Origin of the sequence: Paraburkholderia sp. BCC1884, assembly GCF_900996225.1 — a bacterium.
Lineage (GTDB): Bacteria > Pseudomonadota > Gammaproteobacteria > Burkholderiales > Burkholderiaceae > Paraburkholderia.
The window spans coordinates 88,669-115,160 of the sequence record NZ_CAAJGL010000079.1 but is presented as its reverse complement, the minus strand read 5'-3'; the positions used below and the strand labels follow the sequence as shown (position 1 = coordinate 115,160).

The window sequence follows — 26,492 nt, the reverse complement described above, 5'->3', positions numbered from 1 at the left end:
CGCATAAGGAGCGTCGCGATGGGACTTCTGGTGAATGGGCAATGGCAGGACAGCTGGTACGACACCAAGTCGACCGGCGGACGCTTCGTGCGCAAGGACGCGGCGTTTCGCAACTGGGTGACGGCGGACGGCGCCGCGGGCCCGAGCGGCAGCGGCGGCTTCGCGGCGCAGGCCGGACGCTACCACCTGTACGTGAGCCTCGCCTGCCCGTGGGCGCACCGCACGCTGATCGTGCGGGCACTGAAGGGACTGGAAGCAATGATCGACGTCTCGGTGGTGCATTGGCTGATGCTGGAGAACGGCTGGACCTTCGCGGACGGTCCCGGCGTCGTGCCCGACGACGTCAACCATGCGACGCTGCTGCACCAGGTCTATACGGCCGCCGATCCGCACTATACCGGCCGCGTCACCGTGCCCATCCTGTGGGACAAAGAGCGCGGCACGATCGTGAATAACGAGTCGTCGGAAATCATCCGCATGCTGAATTCGGCTTTCGACGACATCGGCGCCACGCCCGGCGACTTTTATCCGCCGCCGCTGCGCGCGCGTATCGACGAGATCAACGCGCGGGTCTACGACACGCTGAACAATGGCGTGTACAAAGCCGGTTTCGCAACGACCCAGCAGGCGTACGAAGAAGCCGTCACCCCGCTCTTCGACACGCTCGACTGGCTCGAAACGCAACTCACCACGCAACGCTACCTGACCGGCGCGCAACTGACCGAAGCCGATATCCGGCTCTTCACCACGCTGATCCGCTTCGACGCGGTGTATGTCGGCCACTTCAAATGCAATCTGCGCCGCATCGCCGATTACCCGAATCTGTCGGCCTACACGCGGGACATCTATCAACTGCCGGGCGTCGCGCAGACAGTCGATTTTGCGCATATCAAGCGGCATTACTACGAGAGCCACCGCAGCATCAACCCGACCGGCATCGTGCCGCTCGGTCCGCTGCAGGATTTCCCGGCGCCGCATGATCGTGCGCGGCTCGGGGAATAACCAGCGAATAACCGGCGAAAGCGCCGCGGCAGCGGGCCCCGGCGGGTCGTGGGTTGAAGACGGCGCGGCCTTTCACCCCGCGCCGTTACCGCTCACATCCGCCGCATCGAAGATCTCGCGCAACCACTGCGCGAACACCCGCACGCGCGACGACAATTGCCGGCTCTGCGGATACAGCACGGAAACCGGCATCGGCGGCGGCGGAAAAGCGGCCAGGATGATCTTCAACTGCCCCGCCGCCAATTCACCCGCGACACGATAGTGCGGCACCTGGACGATGCCGAGCCCGGCCACGGCCGCGCCGGTGTAGAGGTCTGCGCCCGACACCGACACCGCCGACGGCAACACCACCGAGGTCAAGCGCCCGCCGACGCTGAATTCGAGCGACACCGCCTTGCCCGTCGCGCTCGACACGTAGTTGACCGCCCGATGCGTGTCCAGCGCCGCCGGATCGTGAGGCTCGCCATACGCCGCCAGATACGCCGGGCTCGCCACGCTCACTTGCGGCAACTGCGCGACGCGCCGCCCGACCATCGACGAATCCTGCAGATTGCCCGCGCGCAAGACGCAATCGATTCCCTCGCGCACCAGATCGACGAGCCGGTCGTCCTCGGCGATCATCAATTCGATCTCGGGAAAACGCGCGAGAAATCCCGGCAACGCGGGCACGACGAAGTAGCGCGCCAGCGTGCCTTGCAGATTGACTCGCAGCAATCCCTTGGGCGCGAGATTCGAAAACGAGCCCTCCGCGTCCTCCATATCCGCGATCAGACGCACGCAGCGACGGTAGTACGCTTCGCCGTCGGGCGTGAGGCGCACGGTGCGCGTAGTGCGCTCCAGCAGACGCGCGCCGAGCCGCTGTTCCATGCGCTTCATCAGGTTGGTGACGGTGGCGCGCGGAATCTGCAGGTCGTCCGACGCGCGCGTGAAGCTCTGCCGCTCTGCGATCCGCACGAACACCCGCATTTCCTCGAAACGATCCATCTCGCCGCCCATTGCGGCGCTTGAGCCGCGAATTATTAAAGTAAATGGAATGATGATGGCAAGTCTAGGTGGATTATCCCGAAAGGGAAAGCGCGCATGATTCGATTCATCCACTGCCACTATGAGGAAGCGAATCATGAACACCAGCCAGAACGCTCGAGTTGCCATCGTGACCGGCGCATCGCGCGGCATCGGCGCAGCGATCGCGCAGCGTCTCGCGAAAGAAGGTTTCGCAGTCGTCGTCAACTATGCGTCGAGTGCCGCCGAGGCGGACAGGCTAGTCGCCGAACTTCAGGAAACCGGCGCCAAAGCCATCGCGGTAAAGGCCGATATTTCGAAGGGCGATGAAGTGCGCCGCCTGTTCGAGACCACCGAACAGCAACTCGGCAAGGTGGACGTGCTGGTCAACAACGCCGGCGTGCTCAAGACCATGCCGCTCGCCGACACCAGCGACGCCCTGTACGACCAGACCTTCGACATCAACGTGCGCGGCACCTTCAACACCTTGCGCGAAGCCGCCGCACGCATGAACGACGGCGGGCGCATCGTCAACTTCTCGAGCACCACGGTCGCGATGAACATGCCCGGCTATGCGATCTACAGCGCCACCAAAGCGGCGGTGGAAGTGTTCACGAAGGTCTTTGCCAAGGAATTACGCGGCCGCAACATCACCGTCAATGCAGTAGCACCGGGCCCGATTGCCACGTCGTTGTTTCTCGACGGCAAGACCGAGGAACAGATCCAGACCTTCGCCAGAATGCCGCCGCTGCAACGGCTCGGCGAACCGGAGGATATCGCCGCCGTGGTGGCGTTCCTGGTGGGACCGGATGCGGGATGGGTGGACGGCCAGGTGTTGCGCGCGAACGGCGGCCTGGCCTGAGGCGTCGCACGTGTAGCGCATGAGCGGGTCGTGATACCGCGCTTCGGCTTTGCTCGCGAAGCGAGTGTCGGGCCGAAGCGCGTCTTCATGTCATGCAGCGGCCTTACACCGCCTTCGGATTACGCTCCGCGAATCCTTCCTGATGCCAGTACGGATAAGCGGGACGCACGGCGCTTGCCGCGTCGAGTTTTGCGACCTGTTCCGGCGTCAGGTTCCAGCCCACCGCGCCGAGGTTCTGCCGCAACTGCTCCTCGTTACGCGCACCGATCAGCACCGTGGAGACGGTTGGCCGTTGCAATAGCCAGTTCAATGCAATCTGCGGAACCGTCTTGCCCGTTTCAGCCGCCACATCTTCCACTGCGTCCAGCACACGGAATAGATAGTCGTCCGGCACGGGTGGCCCCATGTCGGCGGTCTTGTGCAGACGGCTCGTCTCGGGCAGCGGCTGGCCTCGCTTGATCTTGCCCGTCAGACGCCCCCAGCCGAGCGGACTCCACACCACCGCTCCCACGCCCTGATCGATACCGAGCGGCATCAATTCCGACTCGTAATCGCGACCGATCAGCGAATAGTAAGTCTGGTTCGCGACGTAGCGCGGATAGCCGTAACGGTCCGCGACGTCCTGCGATTTCATCAGATGCCAGCCCGAAAAATTCGACACGCCGGTGTAGCGGATCTTGCCCGCGCGCACCAGGTCGTCGAGCGTCGACAGCACTTCCGCCACCGGCGTTCTCGCATCGAAACCGTGCAACTGGAACAGATCGATGTAGTCCGTTTGCAGACGCTTGAGCGCCGCGTCGACCGCGCGAATCAGATGGAAGCGCGACGAACCGACGTTATTCGGCGTGTCGTCGAAACGAAAGGTCGCCTTGGTCGAGATGATCGCCTTGTCGCGTTTGCCCTTGAGCGCTTCACCGAGCACCGACTCCGAGGCGCCGCTCGAATAGATGTCCGCGCTGTCGAACATGGTGACGCCCGCGTCGAAACAGATGTCGATCAGACGACGCGCATCCGCCACGTCGCTCGAGCCCCACGCCTGAAAGAATTCGCCCTTGCCGCCGAAGGTGCCCGTACCGAAACTCAGTACCGGCACCTGAAAACCGGACGCACCCAGATGTCTGTATTCCATTGATGTATCTCCGTGGCTTAGCCGTCGATAAATGGACATTCAGTCTACGCGTCTTGCCGTCAACGCGTCGGCGAGCGTGCCGGTCAGGGTGGCGAGTTCAGCGCCGCAAGTGCCGCGCGCGCCGCTTGCATCACGCTGTCCCAGTCGCCCAGCGCGGGCTGCCGGAACAACCGCGCACGCGGATACCAGGGCGTGTCGGTCCGCGTCAGCATCCAGCGCCAGCAGGTATCGAAGCGGTTCAGAATCCAGACCGGCTTGTCCAGGGCGCCGGCCAGATGCGCGGTGGAGGTGTCGACGGAAATCACCAGATCGAGATTGGCGACCAGGGCCGCGGTATCGGCGAAGTCATCGAGTTCTTCGGTGAAGTCGACCACCTGCCGGGCGCCCTCGCCGTGCCCGAGTTGTTGCGCGGCAGAGCCTTTTTGCAGACTGAAGAACTGCACGTCAGGCACGTCGAGAAGCGGTGCGAGGCGCTCGAAAGTCATCGAACGGCGTGCGTCGTTCCTGCGTAATTCGGCGACGTGCGGCCGGTTGCCGCCCGCCCACACCAACCCGACTTTCAGACGCCCTCGTGCCTGCGCATCGACCCGTTCATGCCATCGCGCGGCGGCCTGCGCGTTCGCGAACAGATACGGCGTGGCCGACGGAATAGTGGCGAGATCGGTCTTGAAAGCGAGCGGCAGACTGAGCAATGGACAGTGACAATCGAATGGCGGCAGCGGCTGACCGGCTTCGATCAATTGGCTCACGCCGTCGAGCGTGGTCAGGAGCCGCATCAACTCGACCGGCGCTTCGAGCACGACTTTTGCGCCGAGCTTCGACACTAGCGCGGCGTAGCGGCAAAACTGCAGCGTGTCGCCGAGGCCCTGCTCCGCGTGCAACAGAATCGTTTTGCCGTCGATCGAAAAATCGCCCAGCCAAAGCGGCTCGGTGAAACTGCGCTGGCCGGCTTTGATCCGGCTGCGTTCCCAGCGCCACTCGTATTTGCGCCAGCCGCGCTCGAATTCGCCCATCTGCAGGAGGCACAGCGATTCGTTCCAGTGCGTCTCCGCAGCGGCCGGGTCGACGGCCAGCGCGCGTTCGTAACTCGACAGCGCTTCTGTGTGCTGATCGAGATCGATCTGCGTGAGGCCGAGGTTGTTCCAGGCATCGGCAAAGGCCGGAGCCAATTCGAGCGCGCGACGGTAACTGCGCTCCGCCTCCTGCGGCTGGTTCATATCGCTCAATGCATTGCCGCGATTGCTCCATGCGTCGGGATAGTGCGGCTGCAGTGCGAGCGCACGATCGCAGCTCGCGAGCGCATCGGCGGGGCGACCCAGATCGCGCAACACGCAGGCGCGATTGTTCCAGGCCTGCGCGAATTCCGGCGCAAGAGCTATCGCACGATCGAAACTGGCAAGCGCTTCGAGCGGCCGATCGAGACCGGCTTGTGCGTTGCCGCGATTGTTCAGCGCATCTGGAAAATTACGCTGCAAGGCGAGCGCGCGATCGGCGCTGACGAGCGCTGCGTCGAAACGTCGTAGCGCGCTCAGCGCATAGGCGAGGTTCGAGTGAACCGGCGCCTGCTTCGGGTTGAGGGCGAGCGCTCTTTCAAGCAGATCGGCACCCTCTAGCAGACGGCCCGATTGCAACGCGAGCGCGCCGAGCAATTGCAGCGCGTCGGCATGGCGCGGCTTGAGTTCGAGAATCTCGCGATAGAGTTCTTCGGCTTCGGTCAGTGCGCCGTTCTGCTGAAGCGCGACGGCTTGCCGAAGCATGTGGTCTAACTGTTGCGGCAGATTGGCAGGCTTGCCCATACGGTGAGCTTCGATTGAATGCGCGTGGAATCGTCGGAATGCTTTCGAGACGCGCGAGTCGATTCGCACTGGATGATTCGCACAGACGATGCGCGAACCGGACTCGAAACGATGCTGCCGATTATCGCCGAAAAGACGCATTCGAACTGCGCGCGTCACGCCGCAACATGACGCGCCGACGGTCGCCCGACCGGGTTACGCCGGGCCTTTGCCGATCCTTACTGCGCCGTGGTGCTCAGATGCTTGCGTTTGGCAAGGTCCTGCGCCATCGCGTAGTGCTCCTGGATGGTCGGCAGCGCCTGCTTCGCGACCGCCTTCAACTGATCGTCGCGGCCCGAAGCGATTTCCGCCTGGAATGCCGACAGCGTGTGCTGCTCGCCGGCAAGCGCGACCTGCTCGATATAGGTCTTGTCGAAATCCGCGCCGCGCAGATTGTTGATGCTTGCGAGCACCGCCGCATCGGGATCGTTCTTCGGCACATCGACCCCGCGCGGGCTGGCTGCGCGCAGCGCGTCGGAGATTTTCGCGTTGTCCGTCGAGACGCGTTCGGCGAAGGCCTTGACGTCGCGGTCCGTCGAACGCGACGTGGCGATACGCGCGGCATCGCGCTGTGTGGCGACGTCTTTGGTGCCGTCCGCGATGAACGATTGGTCGGCGGCGTGCAGACGGCCGGCGTCTGCTGCCGCGGCCGGCGCGGTTTGCGCGTGAGCCGCAGTCGCGATAAGCAGGCTGGCCATGCAGGCGCTGGTGACAGTGGCGAGAGGCAAACGGGTCATGGATTTTTTCCTTGAGGTGGAAGTGAACGACTGCAATGCGTGTGCGCTTCGGGCGTCGTCATGACTGAATCACAACCTTGCAGTCAGCTTTCGAAGCATTCATGGCGCCACGCTTTTATCGCTGAAGATTCTAGAAGCCGCGATGTGCACCATGTGATACGGCGGTGTCGCTTGTGTAACCTTAGGTAACCTTCATATCAATGCCGCGCCTTACCTGTCGGGGCGCGAGAGACTCTGGAGCTCGAATAGTGCTTGCGCGTTAACCAGAACATCTCTGGAAAGTGCCTGAAAACGCTGAATTTTCCGCGCGTTGCGCCGATAACAAAAAGGAAGAGCGCGCGCCTGCGTCGAACTTATCGACGACCCGGCGCCATGCTCGCACCGTAATTCTGGAGAGACTCGATGGCAGTAGACAACCGCGCGCATGACGAACGCAGCAACCTGACGAGTTCGAACAAGTTCGAGCTGTTGCTGTATCGGTTGGGTTCGGTTCCTGGCAGTGACGCGCATGAGCTTTACGGCATCAACGTCTTCAAGGTGCGCGAAATTTCGACGATGCCGCAAGTCACGCCGATTGCAGGTTCGTCGCCCTATGTGATGGGCGCGGTGGATATTCGCGGCCAGATCATTCCGGTGATCGACTTGCCACGCCTGATGGGATGCACGCCGACACGCGGTTTGAATATCCTGCTGGTGACGGAGTTCGCGCGCTCGACGCAGGCCTTCGCGGTTGAAGAGGTCGACGATATCGTGCGGCTGGAATGGAATCAGGTGCTGTCCGCGGAAGGGGCTGCAGGCGGCAATCTGGTGACCAGCATTGCGCGGATCGACGGCAACACCGGTGACTCGCGGCTCGCACAGGTGATCGATGTCGAGCAGGTGTTGCGGGATGTGTTTCCTTCACAGCATCCGAGTGTGGATCCCACGTCGGTTGGGGAAGCGCTGGGGATTCGACCTGGAGCGAAGATTCTTGCCGCGGATGATTCGGGGTTCGCCCGTAAGCTGATCGAGCAGGCTTTGACAGCTATCGGAGCGGATTATGTGATGACCAAGACCGGCGAGGAGGCTTGGACTACTTTGCAGAAAGTGGCGCGGGAGGCGCAGTCTTCTGGCGGGCGGGCCAAGGATAGTATTGCGCTGGTGTTGACCGATCTCGAGATGCCCGAGATGGATGGGTTTATGTTGACCCGGCAAATCAAGGCTGATGAGCGAACTCGGGATATTCCGGTGATTATTCATTCCTCGCTTACCGGGGCGGCCAATGAGGCTCATGTGAAGAATGCAGGCGCTAATGGGTATGTGGCCAAGTTTGCCGCTGCCGAGTTGGCCAATGCTATTCGGGAGGCTTTGGGGGCGGTGGCTTGATGGGCTTTGGCCTTTCCTTGAAGTCGTGGTGGTCTTCGTGGTGGCCTATTAGCCCTCGGTGGAAGGGTCGCTCTTTTTTATGCTGGTGCTGAGGCTCGGTCCAGCGTGATCGAGAATTTCAGGTGGCTCGTTGCCAGGCCCATCGTGTTCAGCATTTTTGGGGCGTGGTAGCGGTCCAGTTTTTTGCGTTGCTCCGCTGTGCCAATCCCCAGGAGTGTCAGCACTTCCACCACCGATGCGTAGAGCGCGCTCACGTTGCCATCCTCGATTTTTATTGCAATGCCCAGTGCGCCCCTCGCGCCCGCACTCCTCGTTTGGTCCGACGCTCGCACGCCTATCGCGTAACTCCCGTCCGCACCGACCTTGCCGACCAACGCGCCGTTGAACGATCTCATCAACTCCGTGCAGAAGCGGTCCTCGCCACCTATCAGCTCGGGGTAGGTCGTCATCGCCCGGAAGATTCGGGCGAGTGCGGATGTGCGCGGTGCAAGCGTCGCGCCTTTCGATGACTCGTCCTCGGCACTCGCCAGTTTCGCAAATAGACGCGCGAGGCGGTCCAGCGCAAAGGCCGGCGTCGGCAGGTTGCAGCCGTCGGTCGACCAGTGCACGGCGTCGTCCGGTAAGTCACAGACGTCGGCGACCGTGTGCTTGACGTGCGTCTGCAAGGGGTGATCCGGTTGCTCGTAGTTCTTTACCGGTGCGCCCAGCGCGCGGGCGGCGGCCAGCATTCCCGCGTGTTTGCCCGAGCAGTTGCTGCATACGGCGCCCGGCTTGAAGTCGCGCTTGAGCCAGTCGATGTACACCGCGTCCGATAACGGCGGGTGCCCGCCGCAACGCATGTCGGCTTCGCTGACGCCCGCTTTCGCCAACATGCCCCGCGCTCGCTCGATGTGGCGCGCCTCGCTGCTGTGCGAGGCACACATCAAGGCCAGGTCGGCGGCGTCGAAACCGTAACGTTCCAACGCACCGGTTTCCAGAATCGCCAGCGCTTGCGCAGGTTTGGCCGCGGATCTCGCCAGCGTCATGCGCGAAGGGTCGCCGAACCAATGCAACAGGCGGCCGTCAGCGTCGACGACCGCGATGTGCGCCCGGTGCGTGTTCTCGATCGACTCGCCACGATAGACAGTCGCCGCAATGGGCCCGGTTTCGCGCAAACTGCTCATGCTGGTTCTCCTCGTAATCGACCGATATCGCGCGGTCGCTTTTGATGGGGATGTCTGGTCGGTGATTCTACGTGCGTCCCGGACTCGAACCCACACCGCGGGACAGATGCGGGGCATCGAGATGTTCGACAAGGTAGTCGATCAGCGCCCTCACCTTCGGTGGCAAAAAACGGTTGGGCGGATACAGCAGCCACACCGACCCGACATAGGCGCGCGCTTCGAGATTCCACTCCGGCAGCACTTCGAGTAAGGCGCCGCTTTGCAAGCAATCGGCGGCGGCGAACTCCGGCACGCACGCAATGCCGAAGCCCTGCAAGGCCGCGTCGAGCCGTGCGCCGGCGTGATTGGCGATATAGCGGCCCGTCACGTCGACGCTCTGTGTTTCCGTGCCGCGACGAAAGCGCCAGCGGTTATCGTCGACGGACTCGCCAAGGTGTATGCAAGCGTGTTTCACCAGATCGCGCGGCTGGGCAGGCGTTCCGCACGCCTGCAAATACGCCGGCGACGCCACCAGCAGCCAGCGCACCACGCCCAACCTGCGCCCCGCGAGCCCCTGCGGCGGATGCTCGGTCAGGCGGATCACGAGATCGACCTGGTCGGCCAACGGATCGATGTCGTGGTCGGCGAAAACGAGTTGCAGATCCACCTCGTCGTAAGCACGCAGGAAACCGGCGACGAGCGGGTGCAGCACCGCCCGCGCGAACTGGGTCGGCGCGCTCACGCTCACCTTGCCTTGCGGCCTGGCGGCCAGTTGACCGGCGGCATCGATTGCGCCCGATGCGGCGCTCACCATGTCGCGGCAAAAGCGCGCCACCTGAGCGCCCGATTCGGTCACCCGCACCGTGCGCGTCGAACGTTCGAGCAGGCGCGTGGCGAGCGCGTCTTCAAGACGTTTGATCTGGCGGCTCACGGTGGAGGGCGTACTGCCGAGCTGGCGCGCCGCCACCGAAAAATTGCCGGCATCGACGACGCGCGCGAACACCGCCATATCCGGCAGCAAGGCGAAAAGCTGGGTTGGGCTCATGGATGGAAGTCGTGGATACGGCCGGTCGATTGATGCATCTGAGACATAAACGTTGTTCTCGACGACCCGATTATCAAGCCAAATGCAAAGCTCGACAATAGACGCTCCATCGTTCGAGGTCCGCCATGTCGAAATCCAATCGCCTACTCATGCTCGCCGATCTGATGTTGCTCGCCGTCGCCGTCGTGTGGGGCACGAGTTATGGCGTCGTCAAAAGCGCGCTGGTGTTTTACCCGGTGCTGGGTCTTCTTGCTCTGCGCTTCGGTATCACCTTCGCGATCCTGTCGCCGACGTTGCGCCATCTGCGCGCCGCCGACGCCCGCACGCTGCGCGGCGTGCTGATCGCAGGCGCGCTGTTGCTCGGCATCTTTCTGTGCGAGACCTTTGGGATCCTGATGACGCGCGCGGCCAATGCGGCGTTTCTCATCAGCCTGTGTGTCGTGCTGACGCCGCTCGTCGAATGGATGCTGCTCGCGCGCAGGCCGAGTCGCATCGAGTGGATGGCCGTGGGCTTGTCGCTGCTGGGAGCCTGGTTGCTGGCCGGCGACGGCGCACTGAGCCTCAATCCCGGCGACGCGCTGATTCTGCTCGCCGCCCTGCTGCGCGCGTTGACCGTCTGCGTGACCAAGCGCGTGATGCGCGACTCGACCCTGCCGGCCCTGTCGGTGACGGCAGTTCAGGCGGGTGTGGTGGCGTTCGGCAGCGCCATCGCGGCGTGCGCGTTTTCTTCGCAACAGTGGCAGCCGTTGCCGTCGCTGGCGGGACACGCGGCGTTCTGGGGCTACGTTGCCTATCTGGTGATCGCGTGCACGCTGTTCGCCTTCTTCGCCCAGAACTTCGCGATCAAACGCAGCAGCCCGACGCGCGTGTCGCTGCTCATGGGCAGCGAACCGGCGTTCGGGGCCCTATTCGCGTCGATCTGGCTGGGAGAAAGGATTTCCGCGACGGCCTGGATGGGCGGCGGACTGATCGTCGCCGCATCGATTCTGGCGACGGTGCGCTGGACCGCATGGCGAGTCGCCCCGGCGCGCGCCTGAAACAAAGCTCACGAGTCAGGCACGCACACCGCTGGATCAACGCGAGGCGACCGCGCCCCGCTCGCTGACCACTTCGCCGCGTTGCAGAACGAAGGCGATGCGTTCGCCCTGTCCCGTCAACACGCTGATGTCCTTGAGTGGATCGCCGTCGACCACCAGCATGTCGGCGATCGCACCCGCCTGAATCACCCCGAGCCGACCGCTCGACGCGACGATGTCCGCCGCGATGGTGGTCGCGGAACGCAAAGCTTCCAGGTTGCCGAGCACGTCGGCGCGAATGCGCAACTCGTCGCTCTGGAACGTATGCATTTCGCCCAGCAGATCCGAGCCGAAACCCATCGGCACACCGGCTCTCGCGTAGATCTCCAACGAATCGCGCCCGGCCTGCCGCACGCTTTCGACCTTGGCAATCGAGTCGGCCGGCAAGCCGTAGTCGGCACCGTGTTTGGCGAGCGCGTCGTAAGTGACCAGCGTGGGTACGACGAACGCGCCGTGCTCGTGCATCAGTTTCGCCGCCGCCTCGTCCACCAGATTGCCGTGTTCGATGGTGCGCACGCCGCAGCGAATCGCGCGCGAAATCGCGCGGCCCGTGTAGGCATGCGCCATCACGTAGGTGTTGGCCGCGTGCGCCTCGGCGACGATCGCGCGAATCTCGTCCTCGGAATACTGGGTGTTGCCGATCGGATCGGTTGGCGAAGCGACGCCGCCCGAGGCCATGATCTTGATCTGCGTGGCGCCTTTCTGAATCTCTTCACGCACCGCGAGACGCACGGCATCCACGCCGTCCACCACGCGCGCAATCGCGCCCGCGCGAAAAGCGCAAGAACACGGTTCGAGCGTATCGCCGCGCGGCCGGAAATCGCCGTGACCGCCCGTTTGCGATAGCGCCTTGCCCGACGGAAAAATGCGCGGCCCTGGAATCAGGCCGCTTTCCAGCGCCTGCGTCAAACCCCAATCCGCGCCGCCAGCGTCGCGCACCGTCGTAAAACCACGGCCGAGCATCGCCTTCAGAATCGGCAACGCGCGAATCGCGGTGAGGATATTCGGCTGCGTCGCGTTGATGCCGAGGTTCGCGCGCGATGCCAGCACATGCACGTGGCAATCGATCAAACCGGGCATCACCGTCTTGCCGCGCGCGTCGATCACGCGTGCGTTCGGCAGATCGACGGGGCGGTCGGTGACTTCGACGATCTGGCCGTTTTCGATCACGACATGATGATGCTCGAGCCACGTGCCCTGCGCGAGATCGAGTACGTTACCGGCGCTGATTACTGTGATGCTCATGACTCTCTTCCTGACTGATTAGCTGACTGGATGACCGGATCGATGCGGCCTCGAAGCGCGGCCGCACAGGTTGCCTCAGAGGCCGCGCCGGCGCGGATCGCGTACGAAGAACGTGCCCACCAGGCTGATGGCCGCGGCGATCATCACGTAGATGGCGGGGGCCATGTTGCTGCCGGTCGAGGCGATCAGCCACGTGATGAAGAACGGTGCGAAACCGCCGAAGATCGTCACCGCAAAGTTGTAGGCGACGGACAGCCCCGTGGACAACACCCTGGTCGGAAACAGTTCCGAGAAGGCCGCGAGAATCGGGCCGGTGTAAGCGGCGATCAGCAGGCCGAACACGCCCTGAAACACCATCAGCGAGGCAAGGCCCGGCGCGCGATTGATGTAGGCGAACATCGGCCACGCGAGCAGCAGGATCAAGGCGGCGGCGCCGGACAGAAAGAGCCGGCGGCCGAAGCGGTCAGCCAGTTTGCCGACCACCGGCGAGAAGCACATGATCATCAGGCCACCGAACATGCCGGCGAGAAAACCGGTCGATTGCGGCAGATGCAAAGTCCGCACCGAATAGGTCGGCATATAGAACAGCAGCACGTAGGTGCATACGGTCCACAGAATCACCATCGAGAAACTGGCGAAGGTCTCGCGCGGAAAATGGCGGAAGACTTCCGCGAGCGGCGCGTCGCTTCTGGCCTCGTCGGCGACTGCGCTGAAGGCCGGCGTTTCGTCCATGCGGCTGCGAATGAAATAGCCGACGGGTCCGATCAGAATGCCGATCAGAAACGGCATTCTCCAGCCCCACGAGTGCAGTGCATCCGCGCTCAGGCTCGCGGTGACGAAAGTGCCGACCCCTGCGCCGAGCAGCACGGCAAAGCCGATGCTCGACTGAATCCAGCTCGAATAGAAAGCGCGTTTTTCCGGCGGCGCATATTCGGTGAGAAACGCCGTCGCGGTACCCATTTCGCCACCCGCGGAAAAGCCCTGCAACAAACGCGCGATCACGATCAGCGCCGGCGCCCACAGACCGATCTGCTCATAAGTCGGCGCGAGGCCGATCAGGGCGGTGCCGCCCGCCATCAGCAGAATGGTCAGCGAGAGCGCGGCCTTGCGACCGACCTTGTCGGCATACACGCCCAGCACGATGCCGCCCACCGGCCGCATGAAAAAACCCACGCCGAAGGTGGCGACCGCCAGTAGCAGCGAGGTCAGTTCATTGCCGGTCGGAAAGAACAGCTTCGCGATGATGACCGCAAAAAAACTGTACACGGTGAAGTCGAACCACTCCAGACCGTTGCCGAGCACCGTCGCGACGATGGCGCGGCGCCGCTGACGCGCGAGCGTGTCCACGGAGAGTGCGACGTTGGATGAAAGCGTTCCTTGCATGGTCTCTTTCCCTATCTGGCTGCCTGTCAGGCGGAAGTGTCCGCAACGCGCCACGCCGTGATCGAGCGGCGCTTTCGCATGCATTGAGCCGATCGTAGAGAGACCTGATTTGTTTTCGAAACGAAAGATTCGCATGCTTGCATGCGTGTGGCGCATGCGAAGCCGGTTCAGGCAGTCGGGTTGCCCATCTGCAGTTCAGCCTGCTCGAACAGCCAGCGCGTGAACACGCGCGCCGCCTGATTCTGCGAGCGGTCGTTCGGCGACACCACGTAATAGCCGCCGCCGTGGCTCGCCGAGGCCTGGGTGGCACGCACCAGCAGGCCTTCGCTGAGACAGGCGTCGATCATGTGACGCCAGCCGAGTACGACGCCCTGACCGAGAATCGCCATCTGCACCAACTGCGGATAGTGATTGACGACCACGGCCCGCGGCGACGCGGGCATCGGCACGTCGTTCAGACGGAACCATTCGGACCACGACATCCATTGCCGCTGACCGTCTTCCTGCATCAGCAACGTTTCGTGCGCGAGGTCGGCGGGGGCCAGCACACGGCCGGCGAGATAGCCGGGCGAACACACCGGATAGACGTCTTCGTCGAAAATACGGCGTGCCGCGAAATGCGGTTCGGGGCGCTGCCGGATGTAGTACAGGCCCACGTCGAATTCCGCGGGCGACAACGAGGCCAGCCCGTCGCGCACGATCATTCTGATTTTGATGTTCGGATGAGCGGCGCGAAATGCACCGAGCCGCGGCGTGAGCCACAACACCGCGACGCCCGACGAACAGGCAATCGTCAGTTCGAGATCGCCGTAGCGTTTCATCACGTCGAGCGTAGCTTCGGAGCAATGGGTAAGGAGCCACTGCACGTGCTTCGCGTAGCCTTCGCCCGCGATCGTCAAGCGCAGCGCGCGATGTTCACGCACGAACAACGAGCGGCCGAGAAATTCTTCGAGCTGGGCAATTTGCCGGCTGATCGCGCTCTGCGTGAGATGCAACTCCGCGGCTGCTTTGGTGAAGCTCGCATGCCGCATGGCCGATTCGAAGGCGACGAGGCACTGCAGCGGAGGCAAAGGGGCGATGCGCATGATGTGGGCGGCCAGGTGACGATCACGCCATCATAGCGGGTGAAAGCCTGCTGGCCGCCGGTGCGCCCATCGCGCTCAACGGCTCGGCGCGAGCGCCTCTTCCCGTTCCAATGAACGCGTGCGCCTGAGTTCGGGAAAGAAGCGCATCCACAGCAAGGCGACAGCGATCGTCGCGATGCCGCCCACCAGCACCGCCGGTTGCGCGCCCCACCAACCTGCCGTGACGCCGGACTCGAATTCGCCAAGCTGATTCGAGGTGCCGATGAAAAGCGAATTCACCGCGCTGACACGCCCCAGCATCTCGTCCGGTGTGCGCAATTGCACGAGCGACAACCGCACCACCACGCTGATCGTGTCCGATGCGCCCAGCACCATGAGGGCCAGCAGCGACATCAGAAACTGGTGCGACAGGCCAAACGCCACCGTCGCCGCGCCGAATGCGATCACGCCGCCGAACATCGCCGCGCCGGGCCGGTTGCGCAACGGGAAATGCGCGAGCCAGATGGTGCCCGCGAGCGCACCGATGGCCGTACCGGAACGCAACAGACCGAGACCGAGCGGCCCCGTATGCAGGATGTCGCGCGCGAAGACCGGCAGCAGCGCGGTCGCGCCGCCGAACAGCACCGCGAACAGATCGAGCGAGAGCGCGCCGAGAATCACTGGTTCCTTGCGAATGAACGCGATCCCCGAGAACACCGATTCGAGCGTGACCGGCGCGCGGCTCACCGGCCGCGTTTGCAGGGGGATGCCCCACACCGCGGTCGCGGCGGCCGCGAACGACACCATGCACGCGAGATAGGCCGCGCCCGGTCCGATGCCGTAGAGCAGACCGCCCAATGCGGGACCGGCGATCTGCGCGGTCTGATTCGCGGAGGTGGCCCATGCCGTCGCCTTGGGCAACTGCCCGCGCGGCACGACGCTCGGCAACAGCGACGCCACCGCCGGCGATTCGAAAGCGCGGGCCGCGCCGACGCAAGCCGCCAGCACGTAGATAACCGGCGCGCTGATCCAGCCCCCAAATGTGCCACACACGAACAGCAACGCAGCGACGCTTTCGAGGCTTTGACAGATGGCGGCGATGCGACGCCGGTCGTAGCGATCGGCAACATGGCCGACCACCAGGGTCAGCAGGAACATCGGCAGAAATTGGGCGAGGCCGACAAGGCCGAGTGCGAAGGCGCTATGCGTGAGCGCGTAGATGTGCCAGCCCATCGCGACGGCAAGCATCTGAAACGACAGCGACGAGAGGATACGGGTGCACCAGAAACGTCGAAAGGCGGGGTGTTTCGGCAGGCTGAAGCGGGTGGTGTCGTGGGGGTCGGCTGGTGCTGGGGGCATTGAATGAGGGCTCTTGACTGGGCTGGCGTAGGCGACGGCTAGTTTAGAGCAAGACGACGGCTTTTGCTGCTGGGCGCCTGCCCGCGCAGGGTCCGTCTATCACCAACGCCATATAGCCCAACGGCTCGGTGGCCACGATACTCCATTCAACCTGAGCGGCATCCAGAAGTTCTGCGGCTGCTTTTCCAGGCCATCCGAAGCCCGGTTTTTACTCGTCGTCGAGAGACCGGGCCAGTTCGGCGCAACCGGTTTTGCGTCACTCTTTTCCACCAGGAGATTCAAATGAAAACCTCTCTGTTACTCGTCAGCGGCATGCTTTGCGTCGGCTCATGGCAAGCGAGCGCTCAGGAAACCGATCCGCCGGCACAACCCACCAACGCGGAACTCGTGAACAACGCGCAAGGATCGTCCACCGCAACCAACTCGATGTCGGGTGGGCCCGCAGCGCTCCAGGGCAAGACCCGCGCCGATGTCTATCAGGATCTGGTGCGCTCGCAACAGAGCGGCGAAGCCGCGCGGCTTCAGGAACTCTACAAAGGCGGCCAGTAACGCGTGGCCGTTATAACTTGATGCCTCGCTTTCGCCAACGCGGCTCCGGTAGTCGGCCGTAGCCCGCCCGAACCGAGGGCAGTCGCGGCAGATAGGCGTGCCCGCCGATCGGTACGATCGCCGGCATCAAGGTCGCGGGACACGCGGCCAGGTTGTGAGGCGCAATCATGGACGGTTCCGGGTCGAGCTGGTTGGCCTGCGCCTGCACCCATTCACGTGGGTTCGGAACCGGTGTGGCTGGCGTGGCTGGCGTGGCTGGCGTGGCTGGCGTGGCTGGCGTGGCCGGTGTGGCGGGCGTCACGGCGGGCGCAAACTCGGCGACTTTTCGCCTCGCCAGCAGGCGCGCCACCTGCGGCGCCGCGGCGCTGGTGCCGCTTAATGCCAGCAGACAGCCGCTTCGCGTACTGGCGGCCAGCACGCCCGAGCAGACCATCGAGTCTTCGGTGACGGCAGCCGCATCGGGACCGGTTCGTTTGCTCAGGTCGAGCGACGGACCTGTCGACGAATACGTCGCCGCGCGTCCGTCGACGCGTCGATAGGCGCCGACCACGACCGTCTTCTGGCCGGTTGCGATGGAACTCAGCGTGCCGGCACGTTTGATCCACGTCGCCTCGTTGCCGTCGTCGAAATCGCGGAGGTGCGCACCGAACACGAAGCGCTTATAAGGCAGATGTTCGAAGCGCGACTGCCGTCCTCGCAACGGATAGCCATACGCCGTTTCGTTGCGCTGCACCCAGGCGTGAATGTCGACGTCACTGTCGGAACGGTTGGTCAAGGTCAAAACCCAGTTGCCCGCCGGCGCGGCATCGCGCGTCTCATCGCGCGTGAGCGTGGGAGCCAGCGCGATCAGGAGCATGTTGCGCGCACCGGTCGCCACGCGCTCCAGATAAACGGCGCTACACAGGACCGTGCGTTTCGGCTGCCACGTGTAGACGTTTTTCACGACGAACTCGGGGCTGCTCTCTTGCCAGGGCGGTTGGATCTTCACCGTCACATTCGCCGCATCGATGTGTGGCGGCAGCCAGATCTCGAGAAAACTGGGCGTGGCGCAATCGGGCAAAACCCGCCACGTGTAGGGCTGCGAGTCGCCAGCGGCGAGCGCGATCTCCGCGTGACATCGCTCCAGATTGCTGTTGCCGGCAGGCAGCACCAGCGAAAGATTGTCGTGCCCGGCGAGCAGCTCGTCCATCGCGGCTTCAATGATCGAGCTGCCGTCGTGCGGACCCGCCATGTAACCGTAGCTGAGATTGAGCACCATCGAATAGCCTGCGCCGTCCGCGAGATCATGCGCACGGCGCAGGATGTAGTGCATCGCGTCGAGCGCGTGCGCGGCGAACCATAGGCCGGAGGTGTCGCGCACCGTGCGCCCTGCCGTCCTGAACTGCACGCACAGCACACGCAAGCTCAGGACTTCCGCAGTCGAGTCGCGTTGCAGGTCGACCGAAGCGGCGTCGATGCGATTCGGCCGGACCCCGCATGCGAGGTCCATCACTTCCGTGCCGTGCGCCCAACGCCTGCGGGCGACGATATAACCGGCTCGCCGATACACACCGTCCTCATCGATCAGCGTGCCGTCGGTGCACTGCTTCAGCCAACCGTCGATGTCCGCTTTGCTGAGCTCGCGGCCATAATCGAGGCTAAGCGGGCCCGCGTCCGCAGCACCCTGATCCCAGAAGTAGTCGATCCGAGTGGAGGGCGAGCCGTCGACCGCACGGAAGCGTTCGTGTGCGAAGGCGAGTCCATCGTCCATTACACCCATGAACACCACGTGCGGCTTGCTGCCGGATGCGCCGGACGTTGCGGCGATGGCGCCAAAGACTGGTCCGGTTCCGGGTGCGAGCGTGGCGGCCGCCGCGGCGGACTGCGAGGTGTCGTCCGGAACCACTGGCATGCCCAGTTCGAAGCGCTTCACAAAGCCCTTCAACGACGTGTCGAGTTCAACGAAGAATTGCTGCGTGACGACTGCCGTCAGAAAACGCGCGGCCTTGAGTTTGGGCGGCGGAAAGCGATACACGGACGGCACCTGAATCCATGTCTTCCACGCCTTGTTAGCGTTTTCGAGGCTCTCGGCGAACGACTGCGCCGAGAGCACGGAGCCGTCGGGCGCGTTCTTCTCCAGTTCGATGATCACGCGCACCCACCCAGCGGGAGGACCGCCGAGGTCGGCAAAACCGCTCACGTCGGCCCATGCGAGATACGGATCGGCCCGCACGCCGGCGGCCGCAGCCCCGGTCCAGTCGAGGCCGCTCCATGCACCGACACCTGTCAACGCTTGCCAGGTCATATGCCCCTCCTCTGCGCCGCAATCGATGAAAAACTGACAGAACGCTGGTTGAAACGCGTGTTGTTGAGACTGTTGCCGTTCCACTCGCCAAGCGCCTGACTCCACAGCCACGACAGAATGTCGGAGCCATCCACCGCGACCGCCTGCGCGTCCCACGTAATGAAGCTAAAGAGCGCATCCACCTGTTGCTTGGTTACGTTGGTATTGTTCAAGAGGTACGTCGTGACATCGGCGTCGCTCAGCGGCTCGTGATAGTCGAAGTCGGGATTGCCGTTCGGCTGGGTCGCGTCCATATCCTTGCCCTTGAACTGGCGCGCGGTGATGAGGCCACTGCCGCCCAGGTTGCGCGTGCAGCGCGCCACCACGTACTCGCCAAGCGAGGTGCCCAGCACGTGCCCAGCGATGCTGTCGATCGGAAAATGCACGCCCGCCACCGTGCGATTCACCGCGACGCGGTACGCCTGCCGCATCACCTGCTGCTGGAAGACGGAACCGTATGCCTGGCCAAACAGCGCGCACATCACCACCGCGATGACAAAGGCCTGGGTGGAATGACCGCTGGGTAAAGAACCGTGGCCCGGCGTCTGGATCATCGGCTGGACCTGAGTGGAATACTCAATGGCTCGCTGCGCCGCGATGGCATGTTTGAAGCGTATCTCCACGTAGATCGCGAGGCGCACCACAGTGTCGAACAATTCGAGCGTCCTCGGCGTACGACTCGGGCTCAGGTAGATCAGCGAGCTCCAGAACGCCACCTGTGGGCCCATCTGGCAGATTATTTCCGCACTGCGATCGGCGCGCAGGTCGGCATAGAAATCCAGCCATTCGACTTGTTGCTCGAAGACGGCCAGAGGCGGACGACTCAGACTGACGATGTTGGTGTCGGCGCCCCCAGGCGTGCTCGATCGATGCGACAACCCGGCGATGAACGAGGTGCTGTCGAGCGCGAAACGCAGGTTCGACAACAGTTCGAAATCGAACACCGTCGCGCGCACCCACGGCTCCCAGCGCCACAACTGCGCATAGTCGTCGAGTTGGGGCGCCGTGATGGACGACCCCGGCTGGTCCTGCAGCTTCTGCTTGTCGAAGTTGAGCGTGACGAGTTCGGGCGTGCGCCAACTCCCGACAATGCCGTCGCGCTCAGCCATCAGCGCATTTGTGATCAACGTCGCGTCGTAGGGCGATCCGCCCTGCGCGTAGACGCCGCCCGCGCCGCCACCGCCCGCCGGCGCACCGGCACCGCCCGCGCCACCCGCTCCGCCTGCTCCACCCGCACCGCCAAGTCCACTCACGATAGGCCTCCGATCTCAGGAATCCAGCACCGCATGCACCGCTTGTTCATCGCTTCATCTAGCCAGGCAGACCCGCTTGCCGCAATGCCTCCGACCAGACTTTCCCGGTCTTGTAGGCGCCGCTCGGCGAGCGTTCGAGATATCGTTGCACCGTCAGCGTCGGATCGAGCGCCAGCACCTCGTGCAGCGCCGTTCGCGCCGCGTCGAGATTGCCGAGCAGCGATTGCGCGATGGCCAGTGCGCGCAGCGTCGACGTGTTGGTGCGATTCACACGGAGGGAGCGTTGCGCCAGATCCACCGCGCGTTCGTAGCGACCCGCCGACAGCGCAGCCGTAGCACCGAGCGATTCGTAGAAGTAGCGCAAGGGATCGAGTGGCGAGAGTTTCAACGCACGCTCGGTCGACTCGACCGCTTCCTCGCCCTCGCCTTCGAAAGCGTGCAAGGTGCCCTTGAGCAACCACGCCAGCGAATCGTTCGGATTGACCGCGAGCGCGGACTCGTAGCGCTGCTGTCCGACGTCGAGCTGCTTGAGCAGATTGGTGTGCACGAAGCCATCGATCGTCAGCGCCAGCGAACATTCGGGATCGGCGTCGAGCGCGCGCCGCGTGCAGGCCAGCGCGATCTGCGCTTCGCCGCTGCGGTCGTCGGTCCAGCCGCGATTGAAACGCAACACATGCCATTTACCGAGCCACGCGTGCGGTAAAGCCTGTCGACGCGCGCGCTCGATCACCGCATCGAGCATGTCGCGAGCACGGTTGAAGTCTTCCGCGACGCCGCGATGCATCAGCACGATCGCGCTCATGAGCAGCGTCGAGATTTCCAGCGTGGGCAATGCCTGCGAGCGCGCCCGATGCAACTCGCGGTTGATGATCGCGTGACTGACGCCGCCGACCACCTGCTCGATGGACTCGTCCTCGCCGAGCATCACCTGGCTGATGCGTCCTTTGATGCTTTCGGTCCACACGATGTGGCGCGATCTGGCCTCCGCCAGTTCCGTGACCAGCACGAACCGGTCGCCCGACGCACGGTAGGCGCCGGAGAGCACATAGCGCGCGCCGAGCAACCCGCTGATTTCGTCGAGCGTCGCGCCGCGCCCGCGAAACGCGGTGGTCGACAGACGCGAGATCACCTGGAGTTCGGCCGTGCGGGACAGCGACGAGATGATCTCGTCGGCCAGCACTTCGCCCAGCATCTGCTGGTCGGGCTCGCCACCGCGCAAGCAGAAGGGCACCACGGCGATGGTGGGCCGCAGTTCGGGCAGGAACGCCGCGCCCCGCTCGATCACCGGCCGCGGACCCGGCGGGCCGATACGAAAAGCGCGCACGGGCTGCTCGAAATGTTTCAGATGGCACTCACCCAGATCGTCGAGTTGCGCGTCCAGTTCCGGCGTGAGTTGGTCTCGCACCTGCGCCGACACGACGATCTCGCCGGGACCCGCGAGCGTATAGAGGCGCGCCGCCAGATTGACGCCGCGTCCGTAGACGTCGCGTTCGTCCTCAAACAGTTCGGTGACGTGCAAGCTCATGCGCAGGAGCATGTGCCGCTCCAGCGGTTCGCTTGCATTGATTTCATGCGACGCGCGCTGGATGGCGAAGGTCGCGGCGAGTCCATCCTGAATGTCGATGAACGTGACCATCAGCCCATCGCCTTCCGTTCGGATCAGACGGCCGCAATGCGTGGGCACGATCGCCGTCTCGATGCGCGACTTGAACGCGCGCCAGCGCAGCGCCGCTTGCGCCTCGTTGTCCTGCATCAGCCTGCATGACTCCACGAGGTCCATGAACAGGATCGTGCGGACGACACGGCACATCCCATCGGATGAACGGGAAAAATCTGCGACCACTTTTTCGAGCCTCTTAGCCGTGCACCTGTTTTACACACGACGGACATGACCGCAATCGCGCATTCGATCGAATGCGACGTTGGGAAAAGTCGCGGCCACACATCCGCGATCTCTCTGCGCCGCGCCGGGGTGCACCTCGTCATGGGACTCGCGCGTCTGAACGGGCTGCGCGAATGCGCACCCCACCTCTTTAACAGACCCGCGATTTGTATGTGTTATAGGTCAAAAATGTCAGGTGAATGCGGATTTTTTGCCACCCCATACATTTATATCAGTCAATATCGGACAAAATTCCCGCGTATTGGTATGCACTGGCTTAGCGCCTCTTTCGCTGATTATCAGCTTCCAGCCGGCGGGTAATCAGGTGGATCAGATAAGTCGCGAATTCGGGATCCTGATAATAAAGCCGCATGGCGTCCGCACCCGACACTTTCAACAATTCGCAGTCGCTTTTGCAACGCGCGGAGCAAGTGCGCCGATGCCCCGGCGAGAACAACCCGATCTCGCCCAGTACCGTGCCGGCCCCTACCTCAATGCCGATTTCGTCGAGCGCGACTGTGCCGCGCACGACGTAGTAAAGCGCGTCGCTCGGGTCGTCTTTGTGAAATAGCACTTCGCCCGATCTGAAACGGGTCGGCGTCGTATAGGCCAGCAGGCGTCCCACCGAAAGCTGACCGTCCAAAGCGTGATGAAGCGCCGCGTCGCCGACTTTTTGCAAGCGTGCAGCGGCCACGCTCGCCTGCGCGCGGCTGCCGACCTTCAATGCTTTGTACACCGTATATAAATGCACTTTGACCGTGCCTTCGCTGATGTTCAATTCGCGCGCGATCGATTTGTTCGAGTCGCCGCGCGCCGCCAGGGCGAGCACCTGCAACTGGCGAGGCGTAAGAAAGTGGCTTGCCGCGTCGGGGTTGTGCGCAGTGTCCGCGAGACGCGCCGCCGAGGGGTCTTCCGGCCAACGGAACGCCGTGGGCAGATAGCGGCCGCCCGCGAGCAGCAGACGCAGCGCATCGAGCAGGGCCTGCGCCGACGCGGATTTCTCCAGTTGTCCCGCTACGCCGGCTGAACTGAATTGCTCGACGGTTTGCGGATCGACCGCGGTCAAAAGCGTGAGAACCGGCAGGCCCGGTGCGAGGCGATAGGATGTTGTCGCGGTAACCAGCGCGTCGGCCGCGAAGTCGCCGTCGAGCACGAGGATATCGACGGCCGCCTGGCGCTGGCCTTTGCTCGACGCGTAATCGGCGCACCTGACTTCCACGCCGCCTCCCAGGTCGCCCAGCAGACGCGCGACGCCGTCACGAAACAAACCGGCTGGAGCAATGAACTGGATGAGCATGGGCGCTGCACGCTTGTCGGATCGGTAGCCGGACCTCGGCTTGAAACGCACGCCGCGCCTCGCTATTGATATGAGGAAAACGGCCGCAGTCTGATGGAATTCGCACGCTGCTAATGGTTATAGCCGACACAGCGAGATTGGGTGGCGCAGATCGCGCTAAGAGTAGAGATTGGCCTTGCCCTCTGCGTCGAACTCGAAAGGAATTTCTGCAAACAACGTGCCTTTTTTATCGACCATGGAGGCCATGCATTTCAGCCCCTCGACGAGCCCTGCGTTGTCGGTCCTGAATTCCGAGTCGACCCCGCTGAAATACGAATTCATAAACGGATACCTGCGATCCGGATTGATTGCCTTGTAGACATCGGGACGCGGATATCCCACCGGCGCCTGAAATTCCGCTGCATTCAGGCGCACGTTCAATTTGAATATCTCCGCGCGACAGCAGATCCACCCGGAGATCTTGATGCGCCCGTGACCGTCTACCCGATCGAGCTGGACACTCAGGTGAAACCGCAGCGCGTTGTACTCGATCAGATCAAGCATGTTTGAACACCCTCGAAATCAGATTGGCCCGCTTTTTAAAGAAGAAAGCGTATGCCGGCACCGAGTCCGCCGGCTCCAGAAGATCGAAATATCGGGTGTGGTAAAGATCGAACAAACCCGTCGCCCGCTTCAGAAACCCGGGCGATAGATCGAGCTGCGGCAGATAGCTCAACAGGCAATAGTCGATGTGCTCGGGGTCGCCATAGGGAATAGTTTCCACGAGGTCGAAACCCGCATCGAACGCGGCCTGCTCCACCTCTTCGCGTAGAAAGAGATGCTTATCCTCCCGATCCGACAGGACCTCCTGATCGCCCACGTATTTCAGATTGAAGTGCAACTCGTGAATCCAGTTGCCCAGTCTGATGAGATCGTGCTCGGCGTTCAACTCCCCCTCGTTGACCAGAGTCTCGAGTACTTCCGACATCGACTGGACGAGCGCGTAATGAAACTTGTAGGAGGGCTCGGCAAAAATGAAGGAGCCGTCTTTCCTGAGCAGGTCGTATGACGTGCGCAGAAAGCCCTTGTAGTCGAGAATATGATGCAGGACGAAGCTTCCGATGACACAGTCGACGCTGCAGGCAGGAAAAATGTCTTCTACTGCGCTGTAGGTGCTGAAAATGACCTGATCGGCCAAATGCTCGTCCGCGAGCACCCTCTTTCTGCAAACCGCCAGCATCTTCGAAGAAATATCGGTGACGATGGCGCTGCCCACCTTGACGTTGGTGAGCAAGCCTTTGGTAAAACCTCCGGTTCCGGCGCCAATCTCCAGCAAGACCTCGTAGTCGTCTTTCAGCCGCTCGCCCAGAACGGCCTTCAGGCCGGCGAAGGCTTGCTGCGACGACTCGTTGGAAATCGAGTAGTGCGCGTCGTAATCGATATTGTCCAGTTGGGTGAAACGGTGGCTCGGGACGAAGCAGATAACGCCGTCAGCCGCGCTAAATTCGGTTCTGCAGGACCGGCAGATCACGACATGAGCTTTCTCTTTGTAATCCAGCAAAAGGCTGCTGCATGAAGGGCATTGTAGTTGCGTCAACATGAATCAAGTTCCCTCTGGCATACGATCTATGGCAATAGAAAATATTTCATCAGTGCAACTTGTTGTTCTTGTTTTGGCCACGGCGCGGCCGCGCGCGATGACGTCAGAGTACACCTGAAAGGCGCGCTCACGATCGCGTCGAATCAATTGGAGGAACGCGCGCCTTGCAGATCGGCCGACGACCTGGCTGCCGGAGACTGCGTTGCGCCCGCGCCCGGTTTCACACTGCCGTCGGCCTGCGGCACTTCCGTCGGCTTCACTTCGACCGGGGCCGTGCCGTCTTTTTTCAAGCCGAGCTTGTCTGCTGTCTTGGGCGATACGTCGACGATCCTGTCCTTGACGTAGGGACCGCGATCCTTGATCTCGACCTCTTCGGTGCGGCCATTTTCCAGATTGGTGACCTTGGCCTTGGTGCCGAGCGGCAGCGTCTTGCTCGCGGCGGAATTGGACTGCGGATCCATGCGCGTGCCGTCGGCCATCTTCTTTTTGTAGAACTTGTGGCCGTAGTAGGAGGCCTCCCCGGTGCGGGTTTTGCCGCTGCGGTCGAGTTTCGGGCTGGTCTGTGTGGCGGCGCTGGCCGGCGCGTTTTCCTCAGCAAGGAGCGCCCCGTTCATGCAACACGACAGCACCACAAATAGCAGCGTTGAAAGCCGGCGGGTCAGCCGGCTCCTTCTCGTATGAAGGTTGGTCACCGTGTGCCACTCCTTTAAGCCGCTCGAAATGCGGCGGCCGCTGATCCAGCGAGATCGATGCGTGAAGTGCCGGTGTGTGCGGGATGTCGGGAAGGCTCCGACGATATCGACCGGGCAGGCCTGTTCGGATTATAGGTTTCAATTGTTGAGGCCGCGCGAGTTGGTGGAGATCGCGGTTTGCGAGGTCTGGTCTGGTTAAGCCGGCCGGGCAGATTGAGGTTCAGCAATGAGCGGTTGCTGACTTCGCAGTGGTCGGTCTTGTTTTGCGCTGGTGTGAGCGGATTAATTGTTTCGGATACCGCAATGCGTTTGAGAAGGCTTTAGTGCCGCTCGCGAGCGTGATGGATTGCACGATCGAAAGGTAGTTGGACGTTACGCGATGGTGAACGATGGTAAGAAAGTCCCCATCGCGAGAGAAATGCGCGATAACAGAATCACGGCGTAGCGCGATTCAAGTGTTTCATCCATAGCGTCATCCAGTATCAGGGATTAGCTGATGTGCGCGTTCCCTTCGTTCTTGTTTTAACGTCGCTGTGTAAGCAAGCGCGGCCTTCCCCGGTCGAACTCAGCGATTGGCCATGATTCCTTGGCTGTTGTCGAATGACTGTTTACTGGCCGGAGGACGCCCCGACCCGCACTGAATCCTCAAAGCCGACGGTGTTCCGCGCGCC

22 protein-coding genes are annotated in these 26,492 nt (G+C 62.8%); 5 read left to right on the top strand and 17 right to left on the bottom strand.

All coding sequences use genetic code 11. The features are described from left to right. Positions 1-18: 18 nt before the first annotated feature. Positions 19-1,002, top strand: coding sequence for a glutathione S-transferase family protein (locus tag FQ705_RS16005; RefSeq protein ID WP_144142721.1), 984 nt, complete (start codon positions 19-21; stop codon positions 1,000-1,002). 72 nt (positions 1,003-1,074) lie between these two features. Here the strand turns inward: FQ705_RS16005 and FQ705_RS16000 are convergent, their stop codons facing one another. Next, a complete protein-coding gene (locus tag FQ705_RS16000) occupies positions 1,075-1,986 on the bottom strand; it encodes a LysR family transcriptional regulator (protein ID WP_144142719.1) in 912 nt (303 codons plus the stop codon). Positions 1,987-2,122: 136 nt separating this feature from the next. On the opposite strand from FQ705_RS16000, the gene FQ705_RS15995 reads away from it, so the two are divergent. Then, positions 2,123-2,866, top strand: a complete 744-nt coding sequence (locus FQ705_RS15995; protein ID WP_144142717.1) for an SDR family oxidoreductase — start codon at positions 2,123-2,125, stop codon at positions 2,864-2,866. Positions 2,867-2,969: 103 nt separating this feature from the next. On the opposite strand, the gene FQ705_RS15990 is transcribed toward FQ705_RS15995, so the two are convergent. The 3 genes from FQ705_RS15990 to FQ705_RS15980 all read right to left on the bottom strand — a co-directional run bounded on the left by FQ705_RS15990 (position 2,970) and on the right by FQ705_RS15980 (position 6,567). Beyond that, positions 2,970-3,995: an aldo/keto reductase gene (locus FQ705_RS15990; protein WP_144142715.1), complete on the bottom strand. Its 1,026-nt coding sequence runs from the start codon at positions 3,993-3,995 to the stop codon at positions 2,970-2,972. 83 nt (positions 3,996-4,078) lie between these two features. Continuing rightward, the gene (locus FQ705_RS15985; RefSeq protein ID WP_144142713.1) at positions 4,079-5,791 is read right to left on the bottom strand and encodes a tetratricopeptide repeat protein; all 1,713 of its coding nucleotides are present in this window, start codon (positions 5,789-5,791) and stop codon (positions 4,079-4,081) included. A gap of 218 nt (positions 5,792-6,009) precedes the next feature. Beyond that, positions 6,010-6,567 carry a DUF4142 domain-containing protein gene (locus FQ705_RS15980; RefSeq protein WP_144142711.1) on the bottom strand — a complete coding sequence of 186 codons (558 nt, stop codon included), beginning with the start codon at positions 6,565-6,567 and terminating at the stop codon, positions 6,010-6,012. Positions 6,568-6,969: 402 nt separating this feature from the next. On the opposite strand from FQ705_RS15980, the gene FQ705_RS15975 reads away from it, so the two are divergent. After that, positions 6,970-7,932: a chemotaxis protein CheV gene (locus tag FQ705_RS15975; protein ID WP_144142709.1), complete on the top strand. Its 963-nt coding sequence runs from the start codon at positions 6,970-6,972 to the stop codon at positions 7,930-7,932. A 77-nt stretch (positions 7,933-8,009) separates the two neighbouring features. Here the strand turns inward: FQ705_RS15975 and FQ705_RS15970 are convergent, their stop codons facing one another. Further along, positions 8,010-9,095 carry an asparaginase gene (locus tag FQ705_RS15970; RefSeq protein WP_144143542.1) on the bottom strand — a complete coding sequence of 362 codons (1,086 nt, stop codon included), beginning with the start codon at positions 9,093-9,095 and terminating at the stop codon, positions 8,010-8,012. A gap of 67 nt (positions 9,096-9,162) precedes the next feature. Next, the gene (locus FQ705_RS15965; RefSeq protein WP_144142707.1) at positions 9,163-10,119 is read right to left on the bottom strand and encodes a LysR family transcriptional regulator; all 957 of its coding nucleotides are present in this window, start codon (positions 10,117-10,119) and stop codon (positions 9,163-9,165) included. A 125-nt stretch (positions 10,120-10,244) separates the two neighbouring features. Here FQ705_RS15965 and FQ705_RS15960 point away from each other — a divergent pair, with 125 nt between their 5' ends. Then, positions 10,245-11,156: a DMT family transporter gene (locus tag FQ705_RS15960; RefSeq protein ID WP_144142705.1), complete on the top strand. Its 912-nt coding sequence runs from the start codon at positions 10,245-10,247 to the stop codon at positions 11,154-11,156. A 36-nt stretch (positions 11,157-11,192) separates the two neighbouring features. Here the strand turns inward: FQ705_RS15960 and FQ705_RS15955 are convergent, their stop codons facing one another. The 4 genes from FQ705_RS15955 to FQ705_RS15940 all read right to left on the bottom strand — a co-directional run bounded on the left by FQ705_RS15955 (position 11,193) and on the right by FQ705_RS15940 (position 16,246). Further along, positions 11,193-12,440, bottom strand: a complete 1,248-nt coding sequence (locus FQ705_RS15955) for a metal-dependent hydrolase family protein (protein ID WP_144142703.1) — start codon at positions 12,438-12,440, stop codon at positions 11,193-11,195. 75 nt (positions 12,441-12,515) lie between these two features. Further along, entirely contained in the window at positions 12,516-13,823 is a 1,308-nt protein-coding gene (locus tag FQ705_RS15950; protein ID WP_144143541.1) for an MFS transporter, read from the bottom strand. Positions 13,824-13,990: 167 nt separating this feature from the next. Beyond that, positions 13,991-14,908: a LysR substrate-binding domain-containing protein gene (locus tag FQ705_RS15945; RefSeq protein ID WP_144142701.1), complete on the bottom strand. Its 918-nt coding sequence runs from the start codon at positions 14,906-14,908 to the stop codon at positions 13,991-13,993. A 75-nt stretch (positions 14,909-14,983) separates the two neighbouring features. Continuing rightward, on the bottom strand, positions 14,984-16,246 hold the full coding sequence (locus FQ705_RS15940) for an MFS transporter (protein WP_144142699.1): 1,263 nt from the start codon (positions 16,244-16,246) through the stop codon (positions 14,984-14,986). A gap of 282 nt (positions 16,247-16,528) precedes the next feature. On the opposite strand from FQ705_RS15940, the gene FQ705_RS15935 reads away from it, so the two are divergent. After that, positions 16,529-16,795: a hypothetical protein gene (locus FQ705_RS15935; protein ID WP_144142697.1), complete on the top strand. Its 267-nt coding sequence runs from the start codon at positions 16,529-16,531 to the stop codon at positions 16,793-16,795. A gap of 10 nt (positions 16,796-16,805) precedes the next feature. On the opposite strand, the gene FQ705_RS15930 is transcribed toward FQ705_RS15935, so the two are convergent. The 7 genes from FQ705_RS15930 to FQ705_RS15900 form a co-directional block, all read right to left on the bottom strand. Continuing rightward, entirely contained in the window at positions 16,806-19,079 is a 2,274-nt protein-coding gene (locus FQ705_RS15930; protein ID WP_144142695.1) for a S8 family serine peptidase, read from the bottom strand. Next, positions 19,076-20,371 (bottom strand): phosphatase PAP2 family protein, encoded by a 1,296-nt coding sequence (locus FQ705_RS15925; RefSeq protein ID WP_144142693.1) that lies wholly within the window; start codon positions 20,369-20,371, stop codon positions 19,076-19,078. Before FQ705_RS15925 ends, FQ705_RS15930 begins: the two co-directional genes overlap by 4 nt. A gap of 58 nt (positions 20,372-20,429) precedes the next feature. Then, complete coding sequence (locus FQ705_RS15920) at positions 20,430-22,151, bottom strand: adenylate/guanylate cyclase domain-containing protein (RefSeq protein ID WP_260854538.1); 1,722 nt, start codon at positions 22,149-22,151, stop codon at positions 20,430-20,432. Between the two features lie 379 nt (positions 22,152-22,530). Further along, positions 22,531-23,550, bottom strand: coding sequence for a LuxR C-terminal-related transcriptional regulator (locus FQ705_RS15915; RefSeq protein ID WP_144142689.1), 1,020 nt, complete (start codon positions 23,548-23,550; stop codon positions 22,531-22,533). Between the two features lie 156 nt (positions 23,551-23,706). After that, positions 23,707-24,093 (bottom strand): hypothetical protein, encoded by a 387-nt coding sequence (locus FQ705_RS15910; RefSeq protein ID WP_144142687.1) that lies wholly within the window; start codon positions 24,091-24,093, stop codon positions 23,707-23,709. Beyond that, positions 24,086-25,090 (bottom strand): class I SAM-dependent methyltransferase, encoded by a 1,005-nt coding sequence (locus tag FQ705_RS15905; protein WP_186307879.1) that lies wholly within the window; start codon positions 25,088-25,090, stop codon positions 24,086-24,088. Before FQ705_RS15905 ends, FQ705_RS15910 begins: the two co-directional genes overlap by 8 nt. 182 nt (positions 25,091-25,272) lie before the next feature. Continuing rightward, a complete protein-coding gene (locus tag FQ705_RS15900; RefSeq protein WP_260854537.1) occupies positions 25,273-25,821 on the bottom strand; it encodes a septal ring lytic transglycosylase RlpA family protein in 549 nt (182 codons plus the stop codon). Positions 25,822-26,492 lie beyond the last annotated feature (671 nt).